Raw genomic sequence first — 24,694 nt, 5'->3', positions numbered from 1 at the left:
TGTGTCCTCCTTGAGGACACGTGATTTATCTGAGGACGCTGCTTCTAGAAAAATGTGCTGTCTTCAAGGACACAAACTCGAATGGCCTTGGATGATCCAGGGAAAACAAGCTGTTCCGTGAGATGCAATCGAAGGCGATCGGATGGCATGGGTGTTGCTCATACTTGGGGAGCAAGCATGACCCTCTGAGCCCCTCTCATTGGATGCTGCGTTGCGAGATAAGGATGAAGCCGTACTTAACCCTCCATCACCCGGCGAGTGCTCGGCGCTATTATAGCGAGCGTATGTGGCGCGATGACGCCTTCTATAGTCTTTTGACGCGTCATGCGTCGGAGCAACCTGATGCTGTACGTCACAGAATGCTCGCCAGGTGCTGACATGGAGCGAGCTGAAGCGTTGGACTGACGGGGGCGCAGCCGATCTGCGCGAATACGGGTTGGGTTGGGCGGTGGCAACCGTGTGATGATGAGGCTTTCGAATCGCGCGGAGGCGGACCGCAGAAGGTATTGAATGAAGGCCAAGAGCCGCGATGTTCTTCGCCATCTACAACAACAAATCGGATCCAAGGAGACCAGAATGCCCACCAATCAATTGCGACTCAGAGCCGTTGCGGCTGCGCTCGCGTTGCTTGCGGCCACGAGCAGCCCGTCTTTCGCGCAGAAGAAATATGACTTAGGCGCCACTGATACCGAAATCAAGATCGGCAACATCATGCCGTACTCGGGCCCAGCCTCTGCCTATAGCATTATGGGCAAAACCGAAGAAGCCTATTTCCGCAAGATCAACGCTGAGGGCGGCATCAACGGTCGCAAGATCAACTTCGTTTCTTACGACGACGCCTACTCGCCGCCGAAGGCTGTCGAGCAGGCTCGTAAGCTCGTCGAGGGCGATGAAGTGTTGCTGGTGTTCAACCCGTTGGGCACGCCGTCGAATACGGCTGTCCAGAAGTACATGAATTCCAAGAAGGTGCCGCAGTTGTTCGTCGCCAGCGGTGCTACCAAGTGGAACAATCCGAAGGATTTCCCCTGGACGATGGGTTGGCAACCCAGCTTCCAGAGCGAATCCCATATCTACGCCGAGTACATTATGAAGGAGAAGCCGAACGGTAAGATCGCAGTTCTCTACCAGAACGACGACTACGGCAAAGATTACGTCAAGGGTTTAAAGGACGCCCTCGGCGCCAAGGCTGCCTCGATGATCGTGATCGAGGAGAGCTACGAGGTGTCGCAGCCCACCATCGATTCAAACATCGTCAAGCTGAAATCGACCGACGCGGACGTGTTCTTCAACGTCACGACGTCGAAATTCGCGGCGCAGGCGATCAAGAAGATGCGCGAAGTCGACTGGAAGCCGATCCACATCCTCAATAACGTCGCCAATTCGGTCGGCAACGTGATCGAGCCCGCCGGGTTCGAAAATTCGCAGGGCATCATCTCCTCGAGCTATATGAAGGACCCCGCCGACGCGCAATGGAAGGACGATCCGGGCATGAAGGCCTTGAGCGATTTCCTCGACAAGTATTATCCCGAAGCCGATCGCACCGACGTCAGGGTGGTGTACGGCTACAATGTGGCCCAAGGCCTTGTCCAGGTTCTCAAACAGTGTGGCGACGATCTAACCCGCGCCAACGTGATGAGGCAGGCGGCCAGCATCAAGGACTTCGTACCCGACGGCGTCCTGCCGGGCGTCAAAGTCAACACCTCACCGACCGATTTCGCCCCTATCTCGCAACTTCAACTCGCGCGCTTCGAGGGCAAGACCTGGAAGCTGTTCGGTGAGATCATTTCAGATCATTTTAGAAATTAATCTTCCCGGGCTGTCGTCGCGAAGAATTCGCTTCAAAAATGACTTCCGCGAGGCCGCCGCGGAAGGCCCTTTGTTGCAGCAATCCGCGGACAGGCAGCCGAAAAGCGCAAGATATCCGGTTTCCCTCCAAAGAATTGAAGGGCCTGCGAATGCTTCACATCGAAAGTTGTCAATCGACAAATGGTATCATGCCTTTGATATGGACGACGCGCGCTCGAAATACGATGGACGTTAATACGGGTATTTCTCTCCATATCTTGCCGCGAGTTCGCTCGCTTGCGTCTCACGATCTTTCCTGATTGCAGTAAACTGAACAAGGGCGGACTTGCCTTCCGCTATCCGCAACGTCAAAGCGAACATCTAAAGGCCGCCACGACAAGGCGCGTCAGCGGTTCAACTACGCATATCGGCGGAGTTCTGTTCTGCATATCGCTTGCGCCCGCTTGTTTCAGCATCTTGTCGGCTTCGTCGTTCCGCCCGTTGGGTTCGCCCTCGCCTCCAGATCAAGGCCGATCAATTGATTGAGCCAATACGTGTCGTTTTTTGTCCGATCATACAATACTGTGCGAATATGCTAGTAATTTATTAGCTTGCAATGGATTTCGTTTGCTGCAATGATTGAACCAATGGAGGAAACAATGCGAGGCATCGTCGTCCGTAACATCCCGCGGTCGCCCCCGTCCGTTTGTGCGGACTTTCCGGGATTGGGGGTCGCGACGGTTCATGAGTCCATGGGACGGCAAGGGCTCGCGTTGCCTGTGCTCCGGCCCATCTACACGGGTGCCTCGATCGCCGGCAACGCCGTGACCGTTCTTATTCCTCCGGGCGACAATTGGATGATCCACGTCGCGATTGAAATGTGCCGGCAAGGCGATGTCCTCGTGGTTGCGAGCGAGAGCCCTTGCACAGATGGAGCCTTGGGCGAACTGCTCGCCACGTCCTTGCGGGCCGCGGGAGTGGTCGGAGCAGTGCTGGACGTTGGCTGTCGGGACGTGCGAGCACTGCAAGACATGCAGTTTCCGGTTTGGTGTCGCGCTATTTCGGCGAGGGGAACGGTCAAGGCGTCGCTTGGAAGTGTGAACGTACCAATCGTGTGTGCCGGAATGATCGTAAGCCCCGGCGACTTGATCGTGGCCGACGACGACGGCGTCGCATGCGTTCCTTACGCTAAGGTCCAAGAGACAGGGCAGGCCGCAGCCCAACGCAAGACCAGGGAAGACGTGTCGCGCGAGCAAATGACCGAAAAAAAATTGAGCCTCGACAGACTGGGGATGCGGCCAAAGCTCGCTGCTGCAGGGCTGCGCTACGTTGATAATCTGGCTGATGTCATGGACCAAAGCGAGAAATAGCAGCGTTGTTTGGTTGAACATCGAAAGGAAAGGGCTACTCCATGAGTGAGTCAGTTTCGACGAAATCTTTGCCCCATGTCGGGCCGGGCACGCCCATGGGACGGTTTATGCGCGAATATTGGCTTCCGGCCTTGATGTCCCGCGAGCTCGAGCGCGGAGGCGCGCCCGTTCGACTGATGCTTCTGGGCGAGAAGCTGGTGGCATTCCGGGATGGCAAAGGCGCCGTTGGAGTGATTGACGAGCGCTGTCCGCATCGTGGCGTCTCGCTATTCCTTGGACGCAATGAGGACGCCGGGCTGCGCTGCATCTATCATGGCTGGCAATTCGGCGCCAACGGCCGCTGCGTTGACATGCCAAGCGTGCCTGCTTCGCAACGCTTCCAGGGCAAGGTGCGCGTCAACTCATATCGCACCGCGGAGCGCGCCGGCGTCGTCTGGGTATATATGGGGCAACGCACGGAAGCTCCGCCGCTTCCCGCGTTTGAGGCGACTGTGCTGCCCGACGCCGAAGTCAGCGTGTATTGTGTCCAACGCGAGTGCAACTGGCTTCAGGTGGCGGAGGGCGATCTCGATACTTCGCATTTCGGCTTTCTGCACATGGGCAGTGTCGATCCGGAGGATATGGCTCCGGACAATCTGCTACGTCACACGGCCGAGAATCGCATTCCAGAATTCTCGATGGGTGATGCCCCATGGGGAACCAGTTACGCAGCCTTCCGAGGAACCACGGACGGAAAGACCTATTGGCGGTTCGCGAACTTTCTCTTCCCCTGTTGGACTCAGAGCCCGCAAGGCCCGTTTGAGGATCATATCGATGCTCGCGCCTTCGTGCCGATGGACGATCATCACACGATGTTGTTCCACTTCTCCTGGAAAAGGAAGTCGCCTGCGCTCCGGGCCGTCGACAAGCACGGCAAGCAGTTGCCCGGATTGCGTAACGACAACGACTTCCTACCAAATACGACGGACTGGTTCGGCCGCTGGCGAATTCGCCAGAGCGTCGAAAACGACTGGGAAATGAGTCGATCGGCTCAGCAGGATGGCACGATCTATTCGGGGATCGACAACCTCAGAGTCCAAGATCAGGCCGCTGTGGAGAGCATGGGCTATATCGTCGATCACAACCTTGAGCAGCTCGCGCCCACGGACCAGATGGTCGCCCGCACCAGAAGGCGGCTCGTCAAGGCTGTGCAGGCCTATCTGGCTGGAACGGCACCTCCGGGCGTTGACGATCCCGCCGTATTCTACGCGGCACGCAGCGGATATTTCCTCACGGACAGCCGTGTTGGTTGGCAGGAGGCGTATCAGGAGCGCATGGCGCAAGCCCTGCATCCGGCGCCTCTGGCTGTCGCCGCCGAATAACCGAGGATATCCACACGTGAATGTGAAGCTTACATCGGTCGAAACGAGTTCCGCTCAGGAATGCATCGATATGCGGGTCGTAAAGATCGCATATGCAGGTCCGGGCGTGAACTTCTATGAGTTACGTCCCGTCGCCTTCGAGAGCGTCCCGGAGTTCACTGCAGGGGCGCACGTAGATCTTTATCTTCCCAATGGCGTCGTGAGACAATATTCCATTGCAAACGATCCCGAAGATCGTAGTCGATTTCTATTCGGCATAAAACTCGATCAATCGGGCCGCGGCGGGTCTCGCCTCGCCCACGAGGTGTGCAAACCCGGAGTGATAATTCCGGTCGGCAAACCTCGCTGCAACTTCTCGCTTGTCGAAGATAAGAAGCCTGCGATCTTTATCTCAGGCGGCATCGGAGTGACGCCCTTTCTCAGCATGTCGGCACGGGCGAGCCGGATCGGCATGGACTGGAAACTTCACGCAGCGATCCGCACTCGCGAAGAAGTTGCTCTTTTTTCTTCATCTTGCGGGACTAACAACCGCGTCTTCATACATATAGATGAAGAGCACGATGGGCTGCCCTTGGATCTGGAGCAGATCGTTCGGGCTGCTGAGCCGGATACTCATTTGTACTGCTGCGGTCCTTCGCCCATGTTGGACGCGTTTGAAAAGGCAACTTCCACCAGGGACGGTCATTTCAATCACGTCGAGCGCTTCAGTTCGGAAGTTCCGGCAGCTATTACCGGCGGATTCACCGTGCGACTGTACCGATCCAATCGCACGATCCAGATTCGCTCCGGTCAGACAATCCTCGCGGCGCTCCGCGACGCGGGCATCCAGGTCACCACTTCCTGCGAGCAAGGCGTCTGCGGATCCTGCGAAACAAGAATCGTCTCCGGACGCGCAGATCACCGCGATCTGATCCTTACGGACGAAGAAAAAGCCGCTAACCAAACCTTGATGATCTGTTGTTCGGGCAGCTTGGACGATGTCCTGGTGCTCGATCTGTAATTCCCCGCGGAGCCACGTATGAAACTGACAAGCTTTACATGCCCGCATGGGGATAGGTTCGGGATCGTCGTCGATGGCGGCATCGTTGACTTGAGCCGGAGATTCGATAAGTGCCCGGATTTGAAAACGCTGATCTCGACGACGTCTCTTGAGCAGATTGCCCGGCACTCCGGTATGGCTCCGGACTATAACATGTCCGAAATAACGGTCCGTCCACCCATTCCGAACCCCGACAAGATCATCTGCATCGGGATCAACTACCACGCGCACTTGGCCGAGGTCGGTCTACCCAAGCCCGACTATCCGATGGTATTCCTTCGACTTGCATCATCCCAAGTGGGTAATGGCGCCCTCCTGATACGACCCAAAGAGTCGGAACAATTCGATTATGAGGGCGAACTGGCCATCGTTATCGGAAAGAAGGCACGTCGCGTTTCCGAGGAGAATGCTTTCGAATTCGTCGCAGGCTACTCTTGCTACAACGAGGGCACTATCCGCGATTGGCAATCCCACACGAGACAAATCTCGCCCGGTAAGAACTTCCCCGCAACCGCAGCCTTTGGTCCCTGGCTAGTTACGAAGGACGAGGTCCCGGACCTTCGTTCTCTCATTCTGTTAACGAGGATAAATGGGCAGGAAGTTCAGCGGGCCCAACTCGACGACATGATCTTCAGCGTCCCGCAGTTGGTGGCCTACTGCTCTCGATTCACGGAATTGGTTCCTGGCGACGTGATCAGCACGGGCACGACCGGAGGCGTCGGCGCGTACCGAAAGCCCCCACTGTGGATGAAGCCGGGGGATACCGTCGAGGTAGAGATTTCAAGCGTCGGAAAATTGAAAAATTCGGTTGTCGCAGAGTAACTCGAGACAGTCGATCCGGCGCATCTATCGGGGGAATGCAACCTTGAAGAAGAATGTTCTCGGCCGAACCGGGTTGCCAGTCTCGGTGCTGGGATTCGGCTGCGGCTTCGTTGGTGGCCTCATGGTGCAGGGATCGTCTGCCGACCAGGAGGCCGCCGTCGCGCTCTGTGCGGACCTCGGTATATCGTACTTCGATACCGCTCCTCACTATGGGAATGGTCGTTCCGAAGAGAACCTTGGCCGCGCTCTGTCGCGATCGAAGTCCAAGCCGCTCGTCGGAACTAAGGTCATGGTGCCGACCGCAGAAGATGCCAATTTACCCCAAGCAGTCAGGGCTTCCGTCGAATTGAGTCTTAGTCGGCTCGGGGTGGAGCGGATCGAACTTCTGCAGGTCCACAATGGCGTGTCGGCCAATCCGGCAGGAAATGGCCTTCGTCCGGAAGCTGTGCTCGCTGAGATTCTGCCCGAGTTGAAGTCGCTACAGACGGCAGGAAAGGTCCGGTTCATCGGAATCAGCGGCCTTGGAGAGACTAGATCGATCACAAGATTGATAGCCTCCGGTGAATTCGACACCGCCCAACTAGTGCTCAATCTTCTCAATTCCAGCGCCGCATTGCCGGTCGGTTCGAAGCATGAGGCACAAAATTACGACGGTATTCTCAGCTTCGCCGAAAGCAAAGGCATGGGAACGATCGGCATTCGGGCTCTCGCGGGCGGCGCGCTGGTCGGGACGATCGATCGTCATCCGGTCGCACTGGCGAAGGTCGATCCGATAGGATCCGGCACGAGCTATGCCGACGATGTTGAAAAAGCCCGACATTTTATCCCGCTCGTAGAGCAAGGCGCCGCCGAGGACTTGCTCGACTTGGCCGTGAGATACTCGATTTCCTTCGGTCTTTCGACTGTCGTACTCGGCTTTTCGGACATCGACCAAGTCAGAGCTGCCGCAAAGAGCGTTGAGCGGGGGCCGCTTGGCGACGAGATTTTGAAGCGCATCGAGGCGATCCGATCCGGCAGCCTCTCGCTCGATGAGAGAATATCCGGTCGTACTTAGTTGCGATTCGTCCGTCAGCGACACGGAGAGCCTTGATGACGCCTTACGAGTTCAAAGCTTGGTTTGACGGCTTCACCGCCTCTGATGATGGCCCCCCAAGCCTCCCGAAGCGACGAGTCATTAACGAGCGTGTCGCCGAAGTCGACGGGTTCGCCTTGGACGGGAGGATGTTTCTGGAGACGTTCTACACCGCGGCAATCAGCGCCCCGATGCAGCAAACGAGGGCTGATATTCTCCGCGGCGTTACATTCGATAGTGAAACGTTAATGTACTCCCTTGGCCAGGCAGAATCCAATGTTCTTTTCCCCAGCGAGAGCTGAAACGTAAGCGAACTCAGGTTGATGGTGCCAATCATGATCTTTACTGTGTCCATTGAAGAGAACGGTCTCTCATTGCACGGAAAGCGCAGGGAAATGTCGGCGAAAAAGGCAAGTGCGAGCGGATCAACGAGAGGCTCACGCGACCGGCCCGTCTCAAGTTCCTCCCACGCGCAACTTATAGACGATCTGCAGTTTCAACCGGTGGGTGATGCGCGAGCGTTCGAAGATATTGCCAGGCAGATCCGCAGTGAGCTCGCAGAAGGCCGGCTGAAGGTCGGGAGCCGACTGCCATCTGAGCGGGCGATGGCCATCCAATTGGGCGTATCGAGACATGTGCTGCGGGAAGCTCTTCGGTCGCTGGAGAATGCCGGCCTGATCAGGATGCGGAAAGGCGCTACCGGCGGCGCCTTCGTGGCTGCGGGTGGAGGAACCAGCATTGCGGCTGGGATGCTCGATCTTTTCCATATAGGTGCGATTTCGCCCGAGCAACTAACCGATGCCCGCATCTGGATCGGGGGCATCGTCGTCCGAGAGGCGTGCAAACGTGCCACGCCGGTCGATATCGCCGAACTCGAATCGAACATCGACGCTCTCGAGGCCGCAATCACGATTGGCACTCATCCTCAGCGCGTCGAGATCAATTTCCAGTTCCATCGAACCTTGGCGCGAATCGCGGGCAACCCGATCCTCGCCATCATGACGGAGGCGATGCTCAATATCGTACGCGATTTCATCCGAAGCCTTGGCGAGTACGATAGCCGCTTTATTCTCTCTTCGCGAAGGCTCTTCATGAGAAGATTTATTGCGGGCGATGCCGAAGGCGCCGCTCAGGAGCTCGACGAGAGCATCAACCGTCTCTATCGGACCTACCTTAAAAACGCTCGCGCCCTCGGTCTGTCCGATCGCTTCAAAGTCGTGCGAGGCAAGGTCAATAGGGAGTAAATTTAATGAACGGTGCTGAAAGTCTCGCCCGAACGCTCGTCGCGGGCGGCGTTGACTTGTGCTTCGCAAATCCCGGTACGTCCGAGATGCATTTCGTCGTCGCTCTTGATCGCGTCGACGGAATTAGATGTGTCTTAGGGCTCTTCGAAGGCGTCGTCACGGGAGCCGCGGATGGGTTTTACCGAGTCGCAGACCGCCCGGCGTCGACACTCCTGCACCTGGGGCCGGGCTTGGCGAACGGGCTGTCGAACCTTCACAACGCGAAGAAAGCACGATCGGGGATCGTCAACGTCGTGGGCGAGCATACAACATCGCATCGAAATATCGATGCTCCTCTGAGTGCCGACATTGAGGGTATCGCACGTCCGATGTCGCATTGGGTACTCACCTCTCAATCCGCTTTGAGGATCGGAGATGAAACGGCGCTGGCGATCGAGGCAGCCCGCTCAAACCCAGGTCAGATCGCAACCTTAATCTTACCGGCCGACATCTCTTGGTCGCCGTCGAACCGCGTTGGTCAACCGAATGCCCCGCTGGCGCCTCGGAAGGTTCCCGAGGAAGTCGTGGCGGCCGCCGTCGAAGCGCTACGCGGAGAAGGACCTACCACGCTGCTTCTGGGTGATCGCGCGCTCCGCGGACGCGCATTGGAATGGGCCGGCCGCATCGCAGCGAAGAGCGGCTGTAGGCTGATGTCGGAGGCGAACAACGCGCGAATGGAAACGGGTGCGGGTCGCGCGGATGCACCGCGCTATTCCCCTAACGTGGATGCTGCGATAGCGGCTTTTCAAGACACCAGACGCATCGTCCTCATCGGCGCAAAGCCGCCCGCGGCCTATTTCGGTTACCCAGGTCGACCTGGCTTATTGGCTCCCCCCCAGTGTACTGTCCTGTCGACTGCCGCACCGGGAGATGACCTCGAGGGCGCTCTTGAAGCAATCGCTTCCGAATTGGGCGCACTGACCAGCCCGCCGAGAATTCTGAGACCGTCCGTTGAAGGATCACCGACGGGACCGATCACGCCGCAGGGGATCGATGCCGTATTGGCCGCGGTGGTGCCAGAGAACGCCATTGTCGTCGACGAATCGGTCTCAATCGGGCGGACGCTGTATCCGCGTCTCCGGCAGGGCAAGCCCCATGATCAAATGAACAGTATGGGCGCATCGATCGGCTACGCGTTACCGGTAGCAATCGGCGCATCTATTGCAGCTCCCTTGCGAAAGACGATAGCCTTATCGGGTGACGGGAGCGCTATGTACACGCTTCAATCGCTATGGACCATGGCTCGCGAAGCGCTCGATGTGACGATCGTTGTCTTTGCGAACCGATCGTACGAAATACTTCGCGGCGAACTGAAGAGGGTAGGGGCGATCTCACCCGGACGAAAGGCGCAGGACATGCTGAGCCTTGAAAATCCCACCATGGATTTCGTCAAGCTCGCACAAGGACACGGCGTAGAGGCAGGCCGCGCCACGTCGCTTGAGGAATTCCAGTCGGAGATAATGCGCGGGCTGGCAAGCGAGGGTCCATACCTCATCGAAGTCGTCTTCTGATCCGGAGCGGCATCCAGTGTGGCCTCGCGGATGAAACCCAGTTCTAGAGCGTTTTTCGTTTGATGTGAATCGGCACGGTGAGGGGGGTCGCAGAGGGGCGCGCAAAATCAGAGTCGGGTTGCTTTAACGGCAGCGGCGAGGTCGCGCGATGGCGAAGGGATACTCGAAGGAAGGGCGCGGGCGGTAACGCTTGTCGAAGACGACGGGAAGCGGCGCAGTAACTCGGACTCGGCACCTCGACCGCAATCCGCTGTATCGAACGCTGCGCGACGACGGGCAGTGAAAAGGCACTGCCCGGCACGGGCCAGAGCCGCTCGCCGCTCGAGGCGCATCGCCAAGGGCTGCTTGATTTGACCGCAGTGGAGCAGCACTTGAGGCTCGAAGAGATTCGCGGGCGGACTCAACTCCGAGAAGCGGATGAAAACCCGTACGGCCTCGGTCTGTCACTTCTACGCAGGCCATGACATCACTTTCAACAAGACATTACGTAAGCAAATGTCCTCTGGTCAAGAAGCAGAGGTTCGCTGAGCTTGCTGTGCTCCAGCGGCCCGGGCCAAAGCTTCTGATCCCGCACGCCTGCTCACTGGTTCTGTGTTGTCGAACTCCCACGCCGATCATCATTGCACATGAAGGCGGTTTACAAATTTTTGCGTCACCCGAAAGTAACTTTCCTCCAGGAGAAGTCCGAACGGATACTATTCATTTCGCGGGACGAGCTACGGCCGCTTTCACAAGCGGCGGTTTTGTTTGATGAAGTTGCAAGTGCATTTCCGCTGTGTCCTCCTTGAGGACACGTGAGTCATCTGAGGACGCTGCTTCTAGAAATTGTGCTGTCTTCAAGGACACTATTTCGAATGGCCTTGAATGATCGAGGGAAAACAAGCTGTTCCGCGAGATGCAATCGAAGGCGATCGGATGGCATGGGTGTTGCTCTTACTTGGGGGCGCATGACTCTCTGAGCCTATCATTTGATGCTGCGTTGCGAGATAGAGATGAAACCGTACTTAACCCTCCATCACCCGGCGAGTACGCAGCGCTATTACAGCGAGCGTATGTGGCGCGACGACACTTTCTATAGTCTTTTGACGCGTCATGCGTCGGAGCAACCTGATGCGGTTGCGTTGCAGGATGCTCGCCGTGTGCTGACATGGAGCGAGCTGAAGCGTTGGACTGACGGTGTCGCAGCCGATCTGCGCGAATACGGGTTGGGCGGTGGCGATCGTGTGATGATGTGGCTTTCGAACCGCGTGGAGGCGGTTGTCATGTTCCTGGCTTGCGTACGCGAAGGGATCGCGTGCAATCCGTCCATCCACAAGACCTACACATGTGGTGAGGTCGGCGAACTGCTCGAGACGCTTTCGGCACGCGCGCTTCTGACCGAAGATGGTTGGGGAGCCGATCGCGCGACCGTCGACTTCGATGCCGCGCTTGTCCGTATCAAAAGCCTAAAGGTCGTTTATACGCCGAAGGCCTTTCCCCCGCCCGCGTGCAACAATACTCCACCTTGCATGGATCCGGACAAGGTATCCTACCTAGCGTTCACGTCTGGGACGACAGGACAGCCGAAATGCGTTATGCATTCCGACAACACGTTGCTTGCGAATGCGCGAGACTTGGTGGCCGATTGGAAGCGCGGCTCCGAGACGGTAATTCTCTCTCTTTCACCGCTATCGCACCACATCGCGTGGGTAGGCATTGCGCAGTGGCTGCTCACCGGCGGGCGGTTCGTGATGGCCGACCCGCCGGAAGGCATGAGCCGGATTGACTGGATCGAGACGACGGGAGCCAACTATGTGCTCGGGGTTCCGACCCACGCGATGGACATTCTCGGAGAGCAGCAGCAGGTCGGTATAGAGAGGCTCGGCTCTGTAGAGACGTTCTACATGGCGGGAGCTCCGATCCCGCCAAGTGTGGCGTCCGCGTTCGTGAGCCAGGGCATCAAGCCGCAGAACGTCTACGGCATGACGGAGAATTCCTCGCATCAGTACACGCATCCCGACGACGACGCCGAGGCTATCGTCAACACATGTGGACGGGGCGGACGATCCTACGAAGTAAAGTTGTTCGATCCGGCCGATCCGGATAAGGAAGTCGCAGTCGGCGAGGTCGGTCATATCGGTGGGCGGGGCGCTGCATTGATGCTTGGATATCTGGGTAACCAGACGGCAACCGAGGGAAGCTTCAACAAGGACGGCTGGTTTTTATCCGGAGATCTCGGCGTTATTGATGCTAAGGGTAATCTCCGCATCGAGGGGCGCCTCAAGGACCTCATAATTCGGGGCGGCCACAACATCTATCCGTCACATATCGAGGCGATAGCTATCCGCCACCCCGACGCGGGCCGCGTCTCCGCGTTCCCAGTGCCCGACGATCGTTTGGGCGAGCGAGTATGCATCGCGGTGTCGGGCTCGGTCGAAGCGACCGATCTGCTGGATTACCTCCGCCGCGAAGGTCTCTCCAAGTACGACATGCCGGAATACTTTCTCCGCGTCAGTGAATTTCCTCTCACTGCGAGCGGCAAGATCCTAAAGCGCGAATTGGTGCTTCAGGTGCAACGCCGTCAATTAGATCCGCAGCGGATACGAGCGACCGCAAGCACGAACAGCGCGTAGACGAGATCAGGAAAAGTCACAACACATGCGCCCGCTCGATGACATCCGCGTTCTCGACTTCAGCACGCTCCTGCCAGGCCCCTTCGCGAGTCTCATGCTGACTGAGGCAGGCGCCCAAGTTGTCAAGGTCGAGCGGCCGGGTCGCGGGGACGAGATGCGAAGCTACGTCCCGAAGTTCGGGGAAGACAGTGTTAACTTTGCACTTCTCAACGCCGGCAAGCGCAGCATCGCTGTCGATTTAAAGGCCCCGGATGCGGTCCAAAGGCTCCGGCCGTTGATCGCTGAGACCGACGTCTTGATCGAGCAGTTCCGTCCCGGCGTGATGGACCGGCTTGGGCTTGGCTACGAAGCGCTCAGATTAATCAATCCTCGGCTAATCTATTGCTCTATCAGCGGATGGGGGCAAAGCGGGCCGAAAGCCTTGGTCGCCGCGCACGACCTAAATTACCTCGCAGAGTCAGGCATACTTGGCTTGAGCACAGGCGTCGACGGAGCCCCGGTAATACCTCCAGTCCTGATCTCCGATCTAGCTGGCGGCGCCTATCCAGCCGTTATGAACATTTTGATAGCACTGCGTGGGCGAGACAAGAGCAATGAAGGAACTTATCTCGACGTATCGATGGGCGAGAATTTACTGACGTTGGCCTATTGGGGGCTCGGCAACGGTTTCGTTGCCGACCTGTGGCCGGGGGGAAGCGATGCGCTGGTGACCGGTGGTAGCCCACGCTACCAGATCTATCGGACGGCTGACGATAGGTTCCTCGCTGCCGCGCCGATCGAGGACAAGTTCTGGGACAATTTCTGTTCGATCATCGGCCTCGATTTGGTGATGCGAGCTTCTAGCGCTGACCACGCAGCCGTCACCGACGCCGTCGGCCGTATCATTGCGAAGAAGACCGCAGCCGACTGGATGGCGATCTTCGAAGGTAAAGACGTGTGCTGTTCAATCGTCGCTAGTCTGAAGGATGCGGTGATCGATCCACACATCTCAGCACGAGGCGTGCTGGCGCGCAAGATCTCGGTGGATGGCCGCACAATCCCTGCTTTGCCGGTGCCCCTGAATGAGCAGTTCCGTGGATCGAAAGAGGCCAAGCCGCCACGTCTCGGCGCGCATACCGACGAAATCTTGGGCAACTAAGCGGGTTTGGGTGAGGGCTTTTCAGGCTATCGAACACGGAGCGCCATCACGACTAGCGTGCAACGAAATTTCCGATCTCGCGTCTTGTGCGGGGCAACTCCGCGTGGACATTCGGCCGGCAGGCATCAACTACCCGGACGTACTGATGGCTTCTGGCAAGGATCAGGCTGTAAACTTTGCGGGTCGACCGCCGATCAACGATGCAAGAAATCAACTGGAAAGGAAACGCCGTGCCATTCAGCACTATTCTGTATAAAGAAGACGGTCCGATCGGCACGATCACCCTTAACCGTCCTCAAGACGGCAACATGTTCACGGTCGAGATGTGTCATGAGATCCGAGACTGCATCAACGAGATCCGCCGCGAGACGCGAACGCGCGTGATCGTTATCACCGGTGCTGGCGACAGGTTTTTCTGCATCGGTGGCCGCAAGGAAGGCATGGAAAAGACCATGCTTTATGCCGGTGTTTTACCTACGCTCGAAATGTACGAATCCATCGACCGGCTACAGAAGCCGGTGATTGCGAGCGTCAACGGCTTCGCCGTCGGCGGCGGCAACGTTTTGCAGGTAGTCTGCGACTTAACGATTGCTAAGGAAAGCGCCGTATTCCGGCAAGTCGGGCCCATGATGGGATCATTCGATGCGGGCTACGGTACCTGGTATCTCGAGGATCTGGTCGGCAAGAAGAAAGCCAAGGAGATGTGGTTCTGCAATCCGAAGATCTCGGCGGCCGAGGCTCTTGAGATAGGGCTGATCAACAAAGTGGTACCCGACGATAAGCTCAAGGAGGAGACCTTTAAATTCGCGGTGGAAGTCGCCGAGCGCGGTCCATTCGCGCTGGCGTCGATCAAGGCCGCGTTCAACGCCCGGCACGGCGGTGTGTCTGGTCTCGCCCGTGTGTCGCACGATCTTCTGCTGCGGCCGTATCTAGAGACCGACGAAAGCCACGAGCTGTCGGCGTCCTTCGCCGAGAAACGTAAGCCGGATACCCGCAAATTCGGAAGGTAGGCCATGTCCGTCGAACTCACTAGACTGGACGACTGCGCGCTCCTACGTCTAAACCGCCCAGAAGCGCTGAACGCGCTTTCGTTTGGTGTCCTTGAGGAAATCTCGGCTGCCTTAGTGGAGGTTGCCACCTGGAAGGTGCGCGCATTAATTGTCACCGGCGCGGGCGAGAAGGCATTCTGTGCAGGCGCCGACATCAAGGAACTTGGTGATCGGCCGTTGATCGAGTGCAAGCGTGGGAGCGAGCTTGGACAGGCGGCTTTCGCGCAGCTCGACCGTCTTCCGTTCGCCTCAATCGCGGCCATCAACGGTTTCGCGTTCGGTGGCGGTCTGGAATTGGCATTAGCTTGCACATTCAGACTCGGGGTATCGAGGGCGAAGCTCGGTCTTCCGGAAATCAAGTTGGGTCTCATTCCGGGATACGGTGGGACGCAACGTTTGCCGCGCCTGATCGGAGAGGCACGGGCGATGGAGATGATAATTCTAGGCCGTACCGTCGAGGCCGAAGAGGGGGCGCGCATAGGCCTTCTGCACAGGATCGTTGAGGGAAATGTTGTCGATGCGGCTTTGGCGTTCGCGCATGAATTCTCGTCCTTTAGCCTCTTGGCACAAGGCTTCGCCCGGGAGGCGGTGTCACGGGCGCTAGACGTGCCGATCCACGAGGGGTTAAAGGCCGAAGCCAATTTGTCGACTCTTGCCTACGCCACGGCGGACGCGGCGGAAGGCATGACGGCGTTCATGGAGAAGAGGAAGGCGGAGTTCAAGGATGCGTAGCGGTCAGATCATCGTTACCGGTGCGAGCCGCGGGATCGGCGAGGCCATCGCGGTGGAGCTCGCCCGCCGCGGCTTTTCGGTCGCCGGTCTTTCGCGCAGCGGCGCCAGCGCCGCGGGCACCGGCTACGCCTGTGATATGACCGAGGAACGCGCAATCGCAGATGCAATCTCGAAGGTGGCGGAAAACGGGCCGATCATCGGAGTTGTCAATAACGCCGGAGCCCACGAGGCCAAGCGTAGCGCCGAGCTATCGCTCGCCGACTTCGAGACCACCATGCGACTGAATGCGTCGGCGGTGATGGTCGCTTGCCGAGAGAGCTACCCGCACCTGAAAGCGACTGGAGATGCGCTAATAGTAAACATCGGCTCGTTCTTCGACAAGCTCGCGGTAGTCGACAACATGGCTTACTGCGCCTCCAAAGCGGCGGTAGGCGCCATCACGCGTTGCCTTGCCGCCGAGTGGGCGCGCGACGGCATTCGCGTTCTGGACGTCGCTCCTGGATACATCGAGACCGATCTCAACCGCGACTTCCTAGCAAGCGAGAAGGTCCGCGCGTGGCTGAAGCGGCGCGTACCGTCCGGTCGGCCCGGATCGCCCCTGGAGGTGGCACGTCTCGTCGGTGCGCTCTATTCAGAGAACATCGCGTTCCTGACCGGCGAAACCATATACATCGACGGCGGCCAGGGAGCCAATCACTAGATGTCCATCTTCGACCAACTCGAAGGCCGTCGAAACTGGAGCGAGGACGACAAACTCATCCTTTCGCAAGTGAAACGTCTGTGCGCCGATGTGATCGCTCCAAACGCGCGGCACACTGACTCTACTGGCGAATTTCCATGGACGAACGTGAAGGCGATCAACAAACTAGGCCTGAACGGAGTGTATATTCCTGAGGAATTTGGCGGGTCGCCAATGCCGTTTCGACTGTACCTCGCTATCGTCAAACTCATCTCGGAGGCCTGCGCTTCCACTGGAATCATCTACGCGACGAACTTCCACGCGATGAAGCCGCTCATCGAATTCGGAACGACTGACCAGAAGGCGCGCCTGCTTCCATGTATAGCCGACGGCGGTCTTGCGTCACTGGCCATCACCGAGGAATCGGCTGGTTCCGATGCGACCGGCATGAAGACGCGCTTCACAGCCGACGGCGACGATATAGTGATCGACGGCGCCAAATTATTCATTACGAACGGTGACGTCGCCGACCGCATTCTTCTGTTCGGCAAGTTCGCTGGCATCGAGGACGCCAAGAAGGCGATCTCCGTGTTGATCGTCGAGAAATTCACCCTAGGCCTCGAGGTCGTCCGACTCGAGGACAAGATGGGTCATCGCGGTTCGTCGACGGCATCCCTGCGGTTTGACGGCGTCCGCGTGCCGCGTGCAAATCTGATCGGAGAACCCGGAGACGGCTTACGTATCCTGCTGGCGTCGCTTAATCGCTCGCGTCCAAGTATTGCCGCCCATGCTATGGGCATTGCTATGGCGGCCTTTAACGACATGACGGCCTATATGAACGACCGCAAGCAGTCGGGCCGACGCATCGTCGACTTCCAGGCGAACCAGTTCATGCTGGCCGACCTCGCCACCGACCTCGCGATGTCAGAGTGCTGGTTAGACCACTTGGCAGGCCTGATCGATTCAGGCACGACCGATTTCGGCGTCGAGGCGTCGATGGCCAAGATGCGCGCTTCGGACCTTGCGATGCGCGTGACGACTGAAGCAGTGCAGATGTTCGGCGGCTATGGATATTGCCGCGACTATCGCGTCGAGCGGCTGATGCGCGACGCCAAGATCACTCAGATATGGGAAGGCACTAACCAGGTCCACCGGCAACTTATCGGCAGGAGTTTTGCGGCAAAATGACGAGATCAATCAAGACGGTCGGCGTCTGCGGCGCTGCGGGCACGATGGGGGCGGGCATAGCGCTGGTCGCGGCGCGCGCCGGGTTCCGCACCATCTCCTACGACATGAAGGGCGACGCGCTGGAACGCGCCGCCAAACAGTCTACGAAATTCCTCGACAAGTCCGTCGAACGCGGCAAGCTTGATGCGGCCAAGCGCGACGCCATTGCCGGCGCCATGTCCCATACCAGCGATATCGACGAACTGGGCGCATGCGATTTGGTGATAGAGGCCGTGTTTGAGGATCTCGCGACTAAGCGCGATCTGCTCAAGCGGCTCGACGAGGTCTGCGCCAAGGACGCGATCTTCGCTTCGAACACCTCGACGCTGTCCATCACTGAGATCGCATCCGGATCCAGACTGCCGGGGCGCGTCGTTGGTATGCATTTCTGTCTGCCAGCACAGTTGATGAAGCTGATCGAGATGTCGTCGGGCATCCTCACGTCGACGGATACGTTCAAGACCGCCTGGGATTGGACCAAGGCCTGCGGTCAAATGCCGGTCAAGACGGAGGACAAGCCGGGCTTCATCTTGAACGCGCTGCTGGTGCCGTTCAACAATGACGCAATTCGCCTGGTTGAGGCGGGAGTCGCGAGCGCCGCAGACGTCGACAAGGCCATTAGATCGGGTCTCGGCTACAAGATGGGGCCGCTCGAACTTATCGATCTGATCGGGCTCGATACCCAGGTCCGTCTCTGCGAGGCGTTCTACCCCATCACCCTGGATCCACGCGCCGCCACGCCGCCCTTGCTGAAGCGGATGGTCGCTGCAGGCTTGCTCGGACGAAAGTCCGAGAGGGGCTTTTTCGACTACGAAGGCAACGCGATGTTTGGAGCTTAAGCGGATGATCTACGCAATCATTCTGGGCAGTCTGAGCCGATCCTTCCCCAAAGGCGATGCGTTCCTTTTGGGAGCATCGGCGGACACGGCCGACGTCGTGATACACTGCGGATCGCCTTTCGCCGCCGACGCCAGCAAATCCGCGATCCTCATCGAACTCGGCAACGAGAGCCTTGCTGAGCACATCGGCGACGACAGCGATTACAACAACGTTCTTGGCTTCGCGCGATACCGCAATGGCGACGACGTTCCTTCCAGGCTCGTCGAACTGGTCCGGCCGGCCTCTGCATCCGACGCCGCCGTCACCGCGGCCACCGAAGTCTTCAAAAAGGCGGGTTTCGAGGTTGTCGTCTCTGCCGATCAGATCGGTCGGATCATCAATCGATTGGCGATCCCGAAGTACAATGCGGCACTGCGCTTCCTCGACGAAGGATTGGCCACGCAAGCGGATATGGATCTGACCTGCAAACTAGGCCTCGGATATCCGGACGGCCCGCTCGAACGTATCTTCCGTGGTGGCATGGCACGGCACTACGACGTTACGCAAGCGCTGTTTGAGACCTATGGGACACCAGCCTACGCACCTCCGCGACGGGCGATCGTCGCGAGGAACCTCGACCGGAGCCGCGGCAAGAAATGATCTCATTCTCAAGCGACCACCAACATCTCGGAGTCTGAGAATGGCTAACCGTGATCTCAAAAGCCCGTTTGGCGGACGTTTTCCGGACGGATTTCACTTCGGTGATGTACTCGGCATGCGCAGAACGAGCGCAATCGCGGGCGAAGCCTCTTTTGAGATCGAGATCGGTCCAGAGCATCTCAATCGACACGGTACCGTCCACGGTGGGGTCCTCATGGCCATGCTTGACACCGCCGGCTTGTGGGCTGTCTCGGACCCGGCTGAAGATGTGCCGCCGAGGGCGGTCACGGTTTCGCTGAACTGTAGTTTCGTCGGAAGATCGGCGGCAGGAGATTTCAGGATCTTAGCAACTGGACGTATCTCGAAGCGGGGCCGGAGGACATACTTTTCCTCGATCGTTGCGGAAAGCCTTCCTAGCGGCGAGCTCGTAGCTACGGCACAGGGAATCTACAACATAAGCGACTGAAGTGTCTTCGTCGCCCGCCTTTGGTCGATATCATCCGCTTGTGCGTTGGCAACATGACCAAGCTTATGTCCCGTTCATCTGGGACAGCTTCCGGTACAGATAGGATCGCGAAATTCCAAGGCTTTCGGCAGCCTTCTTCTTATTGCCCTTGTGGCGTGCGAGGGCGTCACGGATTCCCTTATTTTCGACTTTGTCGAGTATCGAGCGCAGTCCGTCTGTGGCCATCGTGGGGGCGGATGCGGCAGACGTAGGGAGCGCTTCGGCCTGGGATACGGATTTCATCTCGGTCAGATCGCGAACCTTGATCATAGTGCCGTCGCAGAAGGCGAAAGCTCGCTCGATCTCATGTTGAAGTTGACGGATGTTGCCCGGCCAAGGCCTTTCCATCAGAGCCGTCAGCGCGTCGTCGTCTATCGACGGCGTTGGGCGCGCGTGACGATAGGCTATATCCTCAAGAAATTTTGAGGCCAGCGGTGGGATGTCCTCTATACGCTCCCGCAGGGGAGGTAATGTGATCACGATAGGCGATATCCTGTAAAACAGATCGAGGCGGAAAGTGCCCGCTTCGACCAGCGACTGAAGGTCTCTATTCGTTGCAGATATCAGCCTAAATTCAAGTTGGCGGGGCTTGTCGCCACCGATGCGTTCGACGATACGATCCTGCAACACACGCAGTAACTTCGCTTGGACTTCCAGCGGCATGTCGCCGATCTCGTCGAGAAATATAATGCCCTCGGTCGCCTGCTCGAATTTACCTTTTCGTCCCTTCTTGTCGGCTCCAGTGAAAGCGCCGGGCTCGTATCCGAACAGTTCGGATTCGACAAGTGTCTGAGGCATCGCGGCCGCGTTCACGGCAACCATAGGGCCGTCTCTTCGCGGACTTAGACGATGGAGAGCGTGAGCGACTAATTCCTTTCCAGTACCACTCTCGCCGCGGATGAGTACGGGAATCTCTAGCGCAGCGATCTTCACGATCTCCGCGCGAAGCCGCTGTACGGCGGGACTATTGCCTACGATGCTGTCGAGCCCGTACTTCTGCGATTTCAGTGTTTCAGTCTCGCGCTTGTAGAATTCGACCTGCCCCTCAAGGGCGCGTATCCGTGCATTTAGGATGGCGAGTTGTTCGGGCCCCTTGAACATCACTCGGCCATACGCTCCAAGGACCTTGTCCTTTCTGCGGATGGGGATCCTGGAAACTATTCTATCGGACCCGCGCATGTGCTGTATGGTGCCAACTTCCGCTTTGCCGCTCTTCACGACCTTATGCAGCCGAGTTCCTTCCACGACGTCCTCGATCGGTCGCGTTCGGGCCTCTCCCGGCTTTAGTCCAAAGAAGCGCTCGTGGACCGGTGACATGTAGGATATGTGTGCTTCGTCGTCGACGATAATCATGCCCTCGAAGGGGTCCGTGAGAAGCTGCTCCATCAGCTCCCAAGCGAAATCAACGCTCGTCAGAAAATCGAATACGGCGTCTCCCGGGGGGCCGCTGATGATGATAGCGTCGCAGCCTGTCACGGATATCACCAGAACGATATACGTTTGGCGATCGAGCGTCATAGGATTGATGCGCCGGATCCGTGCCTCCGCGATCCAATCAGGATCGAGGGCAAGGCTTTTCACGCGAGGATCGCTGCCGACGCCACTCGAATGAACTATTCTCGTTCCGTCCGATAGGATAAGGCCGCGGCCGTCCAGACTATGGTCAAGCGGTAACATGATCCGCGTTTGGCTCCCTAGGTGTAGTTCTTGAGGACACCTAACCACATGGGGGAAGGGGATCGCAATAATGCATTGCGCAGAAGTGTATGCACTAAAGACAACGCAGGTCGTCCAGTGGCCGGTTATTCTCGCCAAGCTCGGCCCTTCTTGAAGGCCTCAACCGTCTCCAGATCGAGCCAGCCGCTCAGCGCTTCATCGGGCGTACTCGGAGTGTTCGGAGCCCGCGGAGTTTCGGGAATGCTTCGACTGAAAAGCGGCGCCGGGGCAGGTTGGTTGACTCCGTCGAGCTCAATAAACGACTTTCGCGCCACCAAGTGAGGATCGACAAAAGCGTCCTCTACAGTGTCGACGATCGTGACGCAGCAGTCGGTGCCGTCGAATGCGGCTCGCCATTGCTCTGCAGTTTCGTATATCAGTCGGGAATTTTTGCTGAGACAGACATCGGGACCGAATCCCGGCCGAAAGCCTTCGATCAGCCCAATCGGCGTCCACCAGTTTCACGGTCTGCAGCTTCTTGAGATTTAGTTTCAGAACCTTTCGGCAGCCTGGCACGTTCGATGCCAAGCCCAGCATCGGCCTCTCGATCGATGCGAAGAACTGTGGCCTCAAATCGGCGAGAAGCATCGCTCAGAACGGCACCGGTCCGAGAGCGGGAAACTCTAAAACCTTCAAGCCATTCAACGGACCCATGCCATCTCGCTTCGATGGTTCATCGTCAGAACATTTCAGGAGAGGACACGAGCAGAGTATAGCGACGCGATTTCGACGTCAGTTCGCCCGAGCGAAGAAAGAATCTGGGTGGTGTGTTCGCCGAGCCCGGGTACCGCGCCGTTCGCGCCGATTTCGGCTCCGGGACAACCCGGTATAGCAGCGACGGGCAATGAACCCACGCCGGCGAACGGAAGGGTTTGGTATCCATCGACCGCCTTGACGTGCGCGTCGGCCAGCCAATCCGTGTAGCTCTTGATGGGACTCGCCATGACGCCTCGCTCGAGCATAAGAGCGACCCACTCGTCAGTCGTGCGCGTTCGCAATTGGTCAGTCAGCACGCGGTTCATTTCGTGCCGGTTCGCGTTTCTGCCGTCGACAGAGCTAAATCGCGCATCGGTGGCCAATTGCGGACATCCGAGTATCCCGCAAAGTACCTCGAAGGCGCGCGATCGCATGGTGCTCAGAAGAACATGACCGTCAGCAGTTTCGTAGACCCCAGACGGGGAATACAGCGGTCCGGGGCTAGGACCCTCCGAGGCGGCTTCCATCAATTTTGCAGCCTGGAATGCGGCGGCGCTTTGCATCAGACTCATGTCGATGAACGAGCCCGTGCCGAACCGTACCTTACGCATCAAGGCGGCGCTTACGGCCTGGAACCCATACAGTCCGGTGACGGTGTCGATAACGACCATGCCTTGCCGGTGCGGCTTGTCGACCGATCCGTTCATCACCATCATTCCGGAGTAGGCCTGTATCACCCCGTCGACGGCGGGACGATCGCGGTTGGGTCCCTGCTGACCATATCCCGAAACCGACATGTATATGAGGTTCGGATTGACCTTGATTGCATCGGAGTAGCCCAAGCCAAGTCGGGCGGCGACACCAGGGCGGAAGCTCTCGATCACCACGTCAGCCCCCGTAACCAGATCGGTTGCAATTCGACGTCCTTCCTCCTTGGTGAGATCTATAGCTATCGATCGCTTGCCCCGGTTAAACGCAACGAAGTGAATGGTATTTTTGGCCTTCGCTTTCCCGAGGATGCGTCCCCAGTCCCCTTCCGGCGGCTCAATCTTGATGACGTCGGCTCCATGCAGAGCCAACAGCATGGCTGCATGCGGTCCAGCCACCCCTTGGCTCGCGTCGATTACCTTGAATCCCTCGAACGCTCTTCGCATGCGCAGCAATCCTATCTGTGATCTTGCGTGAGGAGATTTTGCATTTCTTGTGCCGTCCCGAAACGCGCGGGTCAGAGGCATAGAGCTGCCATGTGTGTGCGCGTCGAAAACAGTCGACCGGACAATTGTCGCAAACGGCGACACCTAACGCGGCCGAGAAGGGAAATTGGCCATGCAGGGGGACTAAGCGGCACTTGGCATGGGCCTTGCGGTATCAAGCAAAAGGGGATCTCGCAATGCGTTCTTACGTCCGGTGCCTGTTGGGGTTGTTGTTGCCGGTTTGCGCCGCGAACGCACAGGAAGTGCCCGGGGTAACCGACAAGGAAATCAAAATCGGTCAGACCATGCCGTACAGCGGGCCTGGCTCTCACTATTCAACTATCGCGAGAGCCAACGAAGCGTACTTCCAGTTGGTGAACGACAACGGGGGCATCAACGGTCGGAAGATCAAGCTCGTTAGTCTAGACGACGCCTATAGCCCTCCCAAGACCGTCGAGCAGACGCGAAAGCTCGTTGAACAGGAGGATGTGCTGCTGATTTTCGACACTCTAGGAACGGCGACAAACGCTGCGATTCAGAAGTATTTGAACGCCAAGAAGGTGCCGCATCTCTTTCCGACGTCGGGGGCGACCCGGTTTGCCGATCCGGGGCAATTCCCTTGGACCATGGGTTGGCAGCCGAACTATCAATTGGAAGGTCATGCCTTTGCGACCTACATTCTGAATAATCATCCAACCGCGAAGATCGCAATTCTTTATCAAAAGGACGATCTCGGAAAAGACTACATTAAGGGCCTTCGCGATCGGCTTGGCGATAAGGCTGACGCCATGATCGTGACGGAGTTGAGCTACAACATCTCCGATCCAACGATCGACTCGCAGATCGTGACACTTCAGTCCACCGGTGCTGACGTGTTCATGAACTTCGCCACGACCAAGTTCGCGGCCCAAGCCCTGCGCAAAGCTCATGAATTGAATTGGAAACCGATGCAGATGCTTGCGACTGTCTCCGCATCGGCAGCCGTCCTGAAGCAGGTCGGAACCGAAGCAAGCTCGGGAGTTCTGGCGCTCCATTACCTGAAGGATCCGGCAGATCCGAAGCTGGCTGATGATCCCGGGCTCAAGGAGTGGTTGGCTTGGATGAAGAAGTACTATCCATCCGGGGACGTGACGGATGAGTTCAATGTGCTTGGCTATTCGAACGCTCAGACGCTTGTTCAAGTTCTCAAGCAGTGTGGAAACGATCTATCGCGCGAGAACGTCATGAAGCAGGCTCAAAATCTCGATATGCAGCTTCCGATGGCCCTGCCAGGAATCCGGCTAAAGACCAGCGCGACCGACTATGCTCCGATGAAGGACCTCCATATGGCGCGATTTACTGGAGAGGGGTGGGAACTTGTCGGCTCGATCATTTCGGGGAAATGAGAACGAAGGAGGATCGGCGAGTCCGATCCTCCCGTTCATC

At 57.9% G+C, this 24,694-nt stretch carries 22 protein-coding genes; 19 read left to right on the top strand and 3 right to left on the bottom strand.

Annotation, left to right across the window (positions count from 1 at the left end):
• Positions 1-576 precede the first annotated feature (576 nt).
• From UNPF46_RS31390 to UNPF46_RS31305, 18 genes are all read left to right on the top strand, one after another.
• Positions 577-1,806, top strand: coding sequence for an ABC transporter substrate-binding protein (locus UNPF46_RS31390; protein WP_142252653.1), 1,230 nt, complete (start codon positions 577-579; stop codon positions 1,804-1,806).
• 638 nt (positions 1,807-2,444) lie between these two features.
• A complete protein-coding gene (locus UNPF46_RS31385) occupies positions 2,445-3,155 on the top strand; it encodes a 4-carboxy-4-hydroxy-2-oxoadipate aldolase/oxaloacetate decarboxylase (protein WP_142252609.1) in 711 nt (236 codons plus the stop codon).
• 41 nt (positions 3,156-3,196) lie between these two features.
• Entirely contained in the window at positions 3,197-4,516 is a 1,320-nt protein-coding gene (locus tag UNPF46_RS31380) for a Rieske 2Fe-2S domain-containing protein (RefSeq protein WP_142252608.1), read from the top strand.
• 16 nt (positions 4,517-4,532) lie between these two features.
• On the top strand, positions 4,533-5,516 hold the full coding sequence (locus UNPF46_RS31375; RefSeq protein ID WP_142252607.1) for a PDR/VanB family oxidoreductase: 984 nt from the start codon (positions 4,533-4,535) through the stop codon (positions 5,514-5,516).
• Positions 5,517-5,534: 18 nt separating this feature from the next.
• A complete protein-coding gene (locus UNPF46_RS31370) occupies positions 5,535-6,377 on the top strand; it encodes a fumarylacetoacetate hydrolase family protein (protein ID WP_142252606.1) in 843 nt (280 codons plus the stop codon).
• Between the two features lie 43 nt (positions 6,378-6,420).
• Complete coding sequence (locus UNPF46_RS31365; RefSeq protein ID WP_142252605.1) at positions 6,421-7,431, top strand: aldo/keto reductase; 1,011 nt, start codon at positions 6,421-6,423, stop codon at positions 7,429-7,431.
• A 35-nt stretch (positions 7,432-7,466) separates the two neighbouring features.
• Positions 7,467-7,751, top strand: coding sequence for a hypothetical protein (locus UNPF46_RS31360; protein WP_142252604.1), 285 nt, complete (start codon positions 7,467-7,469; stop codon positions 7,749-7,751).
• Positions 7,752-7,784: 33 nt separating this feature from the next.
• On the top strand, positions 7,785-8,693 hold the full coding sequence (locus tag UNPF46_RS31355; RefSeq protein WP_246668772.1) for a FadR/GntR family transcriptional regulator: 909 nt from the start codon (positions 7,785-7,787) through the stop codon (positions 8,691-8,693).
• Positions 8,694-8,698: 5 nt separating this feature from the next.
• A complete protein-coding gene (locus tag UNPF46_RS31350) occupies positions 8,699-10,243 on the top strand; it encodes an acetolactate synthase large subunit (protein ID WP_142252603.1) in 1,545 nt (514 codons plus the stop codon).
• A gap of 992 nt (positions 10,244-11,235) precedes the next feature.
• On the top strand, positions 11,236-12,855 hold the full coding sequence (locus UNPF46_RS31345) for a class I adenylate-forming enzyme family protein (protein ID WP_142252602.1): 1,620 nt from the start codon (positions 11,236-11,238) through the stop codon (positions 12,853-12,855).
• A 25-nt stretch (positions 12,856-12,880) separates the two neighbouring features.
• Positions 12,881-13,993 carry a CaiB/BaiF CoA transferase family protein gene (locus UNPF46_RS31340; protein WP_142252601.1) on the top strand — a complete coding sequence of 371 codons (1,113 nt, stop codon included), beginning with the start codon at positions 12,881-12,883 and terminating at the stop codon, positions 13,991-13,993.
• Between the two features lie 200 nt (positions 13,994-14,193).
• On the top strand, positions 14,194-15,003 hold the full coding sequence (locus tag UNPF46_RS31335) for an enoyl-CoA hydratase-related protein (RefSeq protein WP_246668771.1): 810 nt from the start codon (positions 14,194-14,196) through the stop codon (positions 15,001-15,003).
• A gap of 3 nt (positions 15,004-15,006) precedes the next feature.
• Positions 15,007-15,774 (top strand): enoyl-CoA hydratase/isomerase family protein, encoded by a 768-nt coding sequence (locus tag UNPF46_RS31330; RefSeq protein ID WP_142252600.1) that lies wholly within the window; start codon positions 15,007-15,009, stop codon positions 15,772-15,774.
• On the top strand, positions 15,767-16,474 hold the full coding sequence (locus UNPF46_RS31325; RefSeq protein ID WP_142252599.1) for an SDR family NAD(P)-dependent oxidoreductase: 708 nt from the start codon (positions 15,767-15,769) through the stop codon (positions 16,472-16,474). The genes UNPF46_RS31330 and UNPF46_RS31325 overlap by 8 nt, the downstream gene beginning before the upstream one ends.
• Positions 16,475-17,641: an acyl-CoA dehydrogenase family protein gene (locus tag UNPF46_RS31320; RefSeq protein ID WP_142252598.1), complete on the top strand. Its 1,167-nt coding sequence runs from the start codon at positions 16,475-16,477 to the stop codon at positions 17,639-17,641. It abuts the gene before it with no gap.
• The gene (locus tag UNPF46_RS31315; RefSeq protein ID WP_142252597.1) at positions 17,638-18,519 is read left to right on the top strand and encodes a 3-hydroxyacyl-CoA dehydrogenase family protein; all 882 of its coding nucleotides are present in this window, start codon (positions 17,638-17,640) and stop codon (positions 18,517-18,519) included. Before UNPF46_RS31320 ends, UNPF46_RS31315 begins: the two co-directional genes overlap by 4 nt.
• A gap of 4 nt (positions 18,520-18,523) precedes the next feature.
• Entirely contained in the window at positions 18,524-19,159 is a 636-nt protein-coding gene (locus UNPF46_RS31310) for a 3-hydroxyacyl-CoA dehydrogenase family protein (RefSeq protein ID WP_142252596.1), read from the top strand.
• A gap of 40 nt (positions 19,160-19,199) precedes the next feature.
• Positions 19,200-19,625 (top strand): PaaI family thioesterase, encoded by a 426-nt coding sequence (locus tag UNPF46_RS31305; RefSeq protein WP_181770196.1) that lies wholly within the window; start codon positions 19,200-19,202, stop codon positions 19,623-19,625.
• 63 nt (positions 19,626-19,688) lie between these two features.
• Here the strand turns inward: UNPF46_RS31305 and UNPF46_RS31300 are convergent, their stop codons facing one another.
• From UNPF46_RS31300 to UNPF46_RS31290, 3 genes are all read right to left on the bottom strand, one after another.
• On the bottom strand, positions 19,689-21,245 hold the full coding sequence (locus UNPF46_RS31300) for a sigma-54 interaction domain-containing protein (protein ID WP_246668770.1): 1,557 nt from the start codon (positions 21,243-21,245) through the stop codon (positions 19,689-19,691).
• A 221-nt stretch (positions 21,246-21,466) separates the two neighbouring features.
• Positions 21,467-21,757, bottom strand: a complete 291-nt coding sequence (locus UNPF46_RS38415) for a CoA transferase (protein ID WP_502705509.1) — start codon at positions 21,755-21,757, stop codon at positions 21,467-21,469.
• 312 nt (positions 21,758-22,069) lie between these two features.
• Positions 22,070-23,230: a CaiB/BaiF CoA transferase family protein gene (locus UNPF46_RS31290; protein WP_181770195.1), complete on the bottom strand. Its 1,161-nt coding sequence runs from the start codon at positions 23,228-23,230 to the stop codon at positions 22,070-22,072.
• Between the two features lie 236 nt (positions 23,231-23,466).
• Between UNPF46_RS31290 and UNPF46_RS31285 the strand changes: the two genes are divergently transcribed.
• The gene (locus tag UNPF46_RS31285) at positions 23,467-24,654 is read left to right on the top strand and encodes an ABC transporter substrate-binding protein (protein ID WP_142252592.1); all 1,188 of its coding nucleotides are present in this window, start codon (positions 23,467-23,469) and stop codon (positions 24,652-24,654) included.
• Positions 24,655-24,694: the final 40 nt, after the last annotated feature.

Source organism: Bradyrhizobium sp. UNPF46 (assembly GCF_006658625.1).
Classification (GTDB): domain Bacteria; phylum Pseudomonadota; class Alphaproteobacteria; order Rhizobiales; family Xanthobacteraceae; genus Bradyrhizobium; species Bradyrhizobium nitroreducens.
The sequence above is the reverse complement of the archived record's forward strand: the minus strand, read 5'-3'. Positions and strand labels throughout refer to the sequence as shown.

What these genes read in the sequence shown, in the direction of transcription:
- UNPF46_RS31385 (WP_142252609.1), top strand. Translation starts at nt 2,445, where the DNA reads ATGCGAGGCATCGTCGTCCGTAACATCCCGCGGTCGCCCCCGTCCGTT.
- UNPF46_RS31380 (WP_142252608.1), top strand. Translation starts at nt 3,197, where the DNA reads ATGAGTGAGTCAGTTTCGACGAAATCTTTGCCCCATGTCGGGCCGGGC.
- UNPF46_RS31335 (WP_246668771.1), top strand. Translation starts at nt 14,194, where the DNA reads ATGCAAGAAATCAACTGGAAAGGAAACGCCGTGCCATTCAGCACTATT.
- UNPF46_RS31320 (WP_142252598.1), top strand. Translation starts at nt 16,475, where the DNA reads ATGTCCATCTTCGACCAACTCGAAGGCCGTCGAAACTGGAGCGAGGAC.
- UNPF46_RS31370 (WP_142252606.1), top strand. Translation starts at nt 5,535, where the DNA reads ATGAAACTGACAAGCTTTACATGCCCGCATGGGGATAGGTTCGGGATC.
- UNPF46_RS31285 (WP_142252592.1), top strand. Translation starts at nt 23,467, where the DNA reads ATGCGTTCTTACGTCCGGTGCCTGTTGGGGTTGTTGTTGCCGGTTTGC.
- UNPF46_RS31305 (WP_181770196.1), top strand. Translation starts at nt 19,200, where the DNA reads ATGGCTAACCGTGATCTCAAAAGCCCGTTTGGCGGACGTTTTCCGGAC.
- UNPF46_RS31390 (WP_142252653.1), top strand. Translation starts at nt 577, where the DNA reads ATGCCCACCAATCAATTGCGACTCAGAGCCGTTGCGGCTGCGCTCGCG.
- UNPF46_RS31325 (WP_142252599.1), top strand. Translation starts at nt 15,767, where the DNA reads ATGCGTAGCGGTCAGATCATCGTTACCGGTGCGAGCCGCGGGATCGGC.
- UNPF46_RS31355 (WP_246668772.1), top strand. Translation starts at nt 7,785, where the DNA reads ATGATCTTTACTGTGTCCATTGAAGAGAACGGTCTCTCATTGCACGGA.
- UNPF46_RS31315 (WP_142252597.1), top strand. Translation starts at nt 17,638, where the DNA reads ATGACGAGATCAATCAAGACGGTCGGCGTCTGCGGCGCTGCGGGCACG.
- UNPF46_RS31360 (WP_142252604.1), top strand. Translation starts at nt 7,467, where the DNA reads ATGACGCCTTACGAGTTCAAAGCTTGGTTTGACGGCTTCACCGCCTCT.
- UNPF46_RS31290 (WP_181770195.1), bottom strand. Translation starts at nt 23,230, where the DNA reads ATGCGAAGAGCGTTCGAGGGATTCAAGGTAATCGACGCGAGCCAAGGG.
- UNPF46_RS31350 (WP_142252603.1), top strand. Translation starts at nt 8,699, where the DNA reads ATGAACGGTGCTGAAAGTCTCGCCCGAACGCTCGTCGCGGGCGGCGTT.
- UNPF46_RS31310 (WP_142252596.1), top strand. Translation starts at nt 18,524, where the DNA reads ATGATCTACGCAATCATTCTGGGCAGTCTGAGCCGATCCTTCCCCAAA.
- UNPF46_RS31345 (WP_142252602.1), top strand. Translation starts at nt 11,236, where the DNA reads ATGAAACCGTACTTAACCCTCCATCACCCGGCGAGTACGCAGCGCTAT.
- UNPF46_RS31330 (WP_142252600.1), top strand. Translation starts at nt 15,007, where the DNA reads ATGTCCGTCGAACTCACTAGACTGGACGACTGCGCGCTCCTACGTCTA.
- UNPF46_RS31340 (WP_142252601.1), top strand. Translation starts at nt 12,881, where the DNA reads ATGCGCCCGCTCGATGACATCCGCGTTCTCGACTTCAGCACGCTCCTG.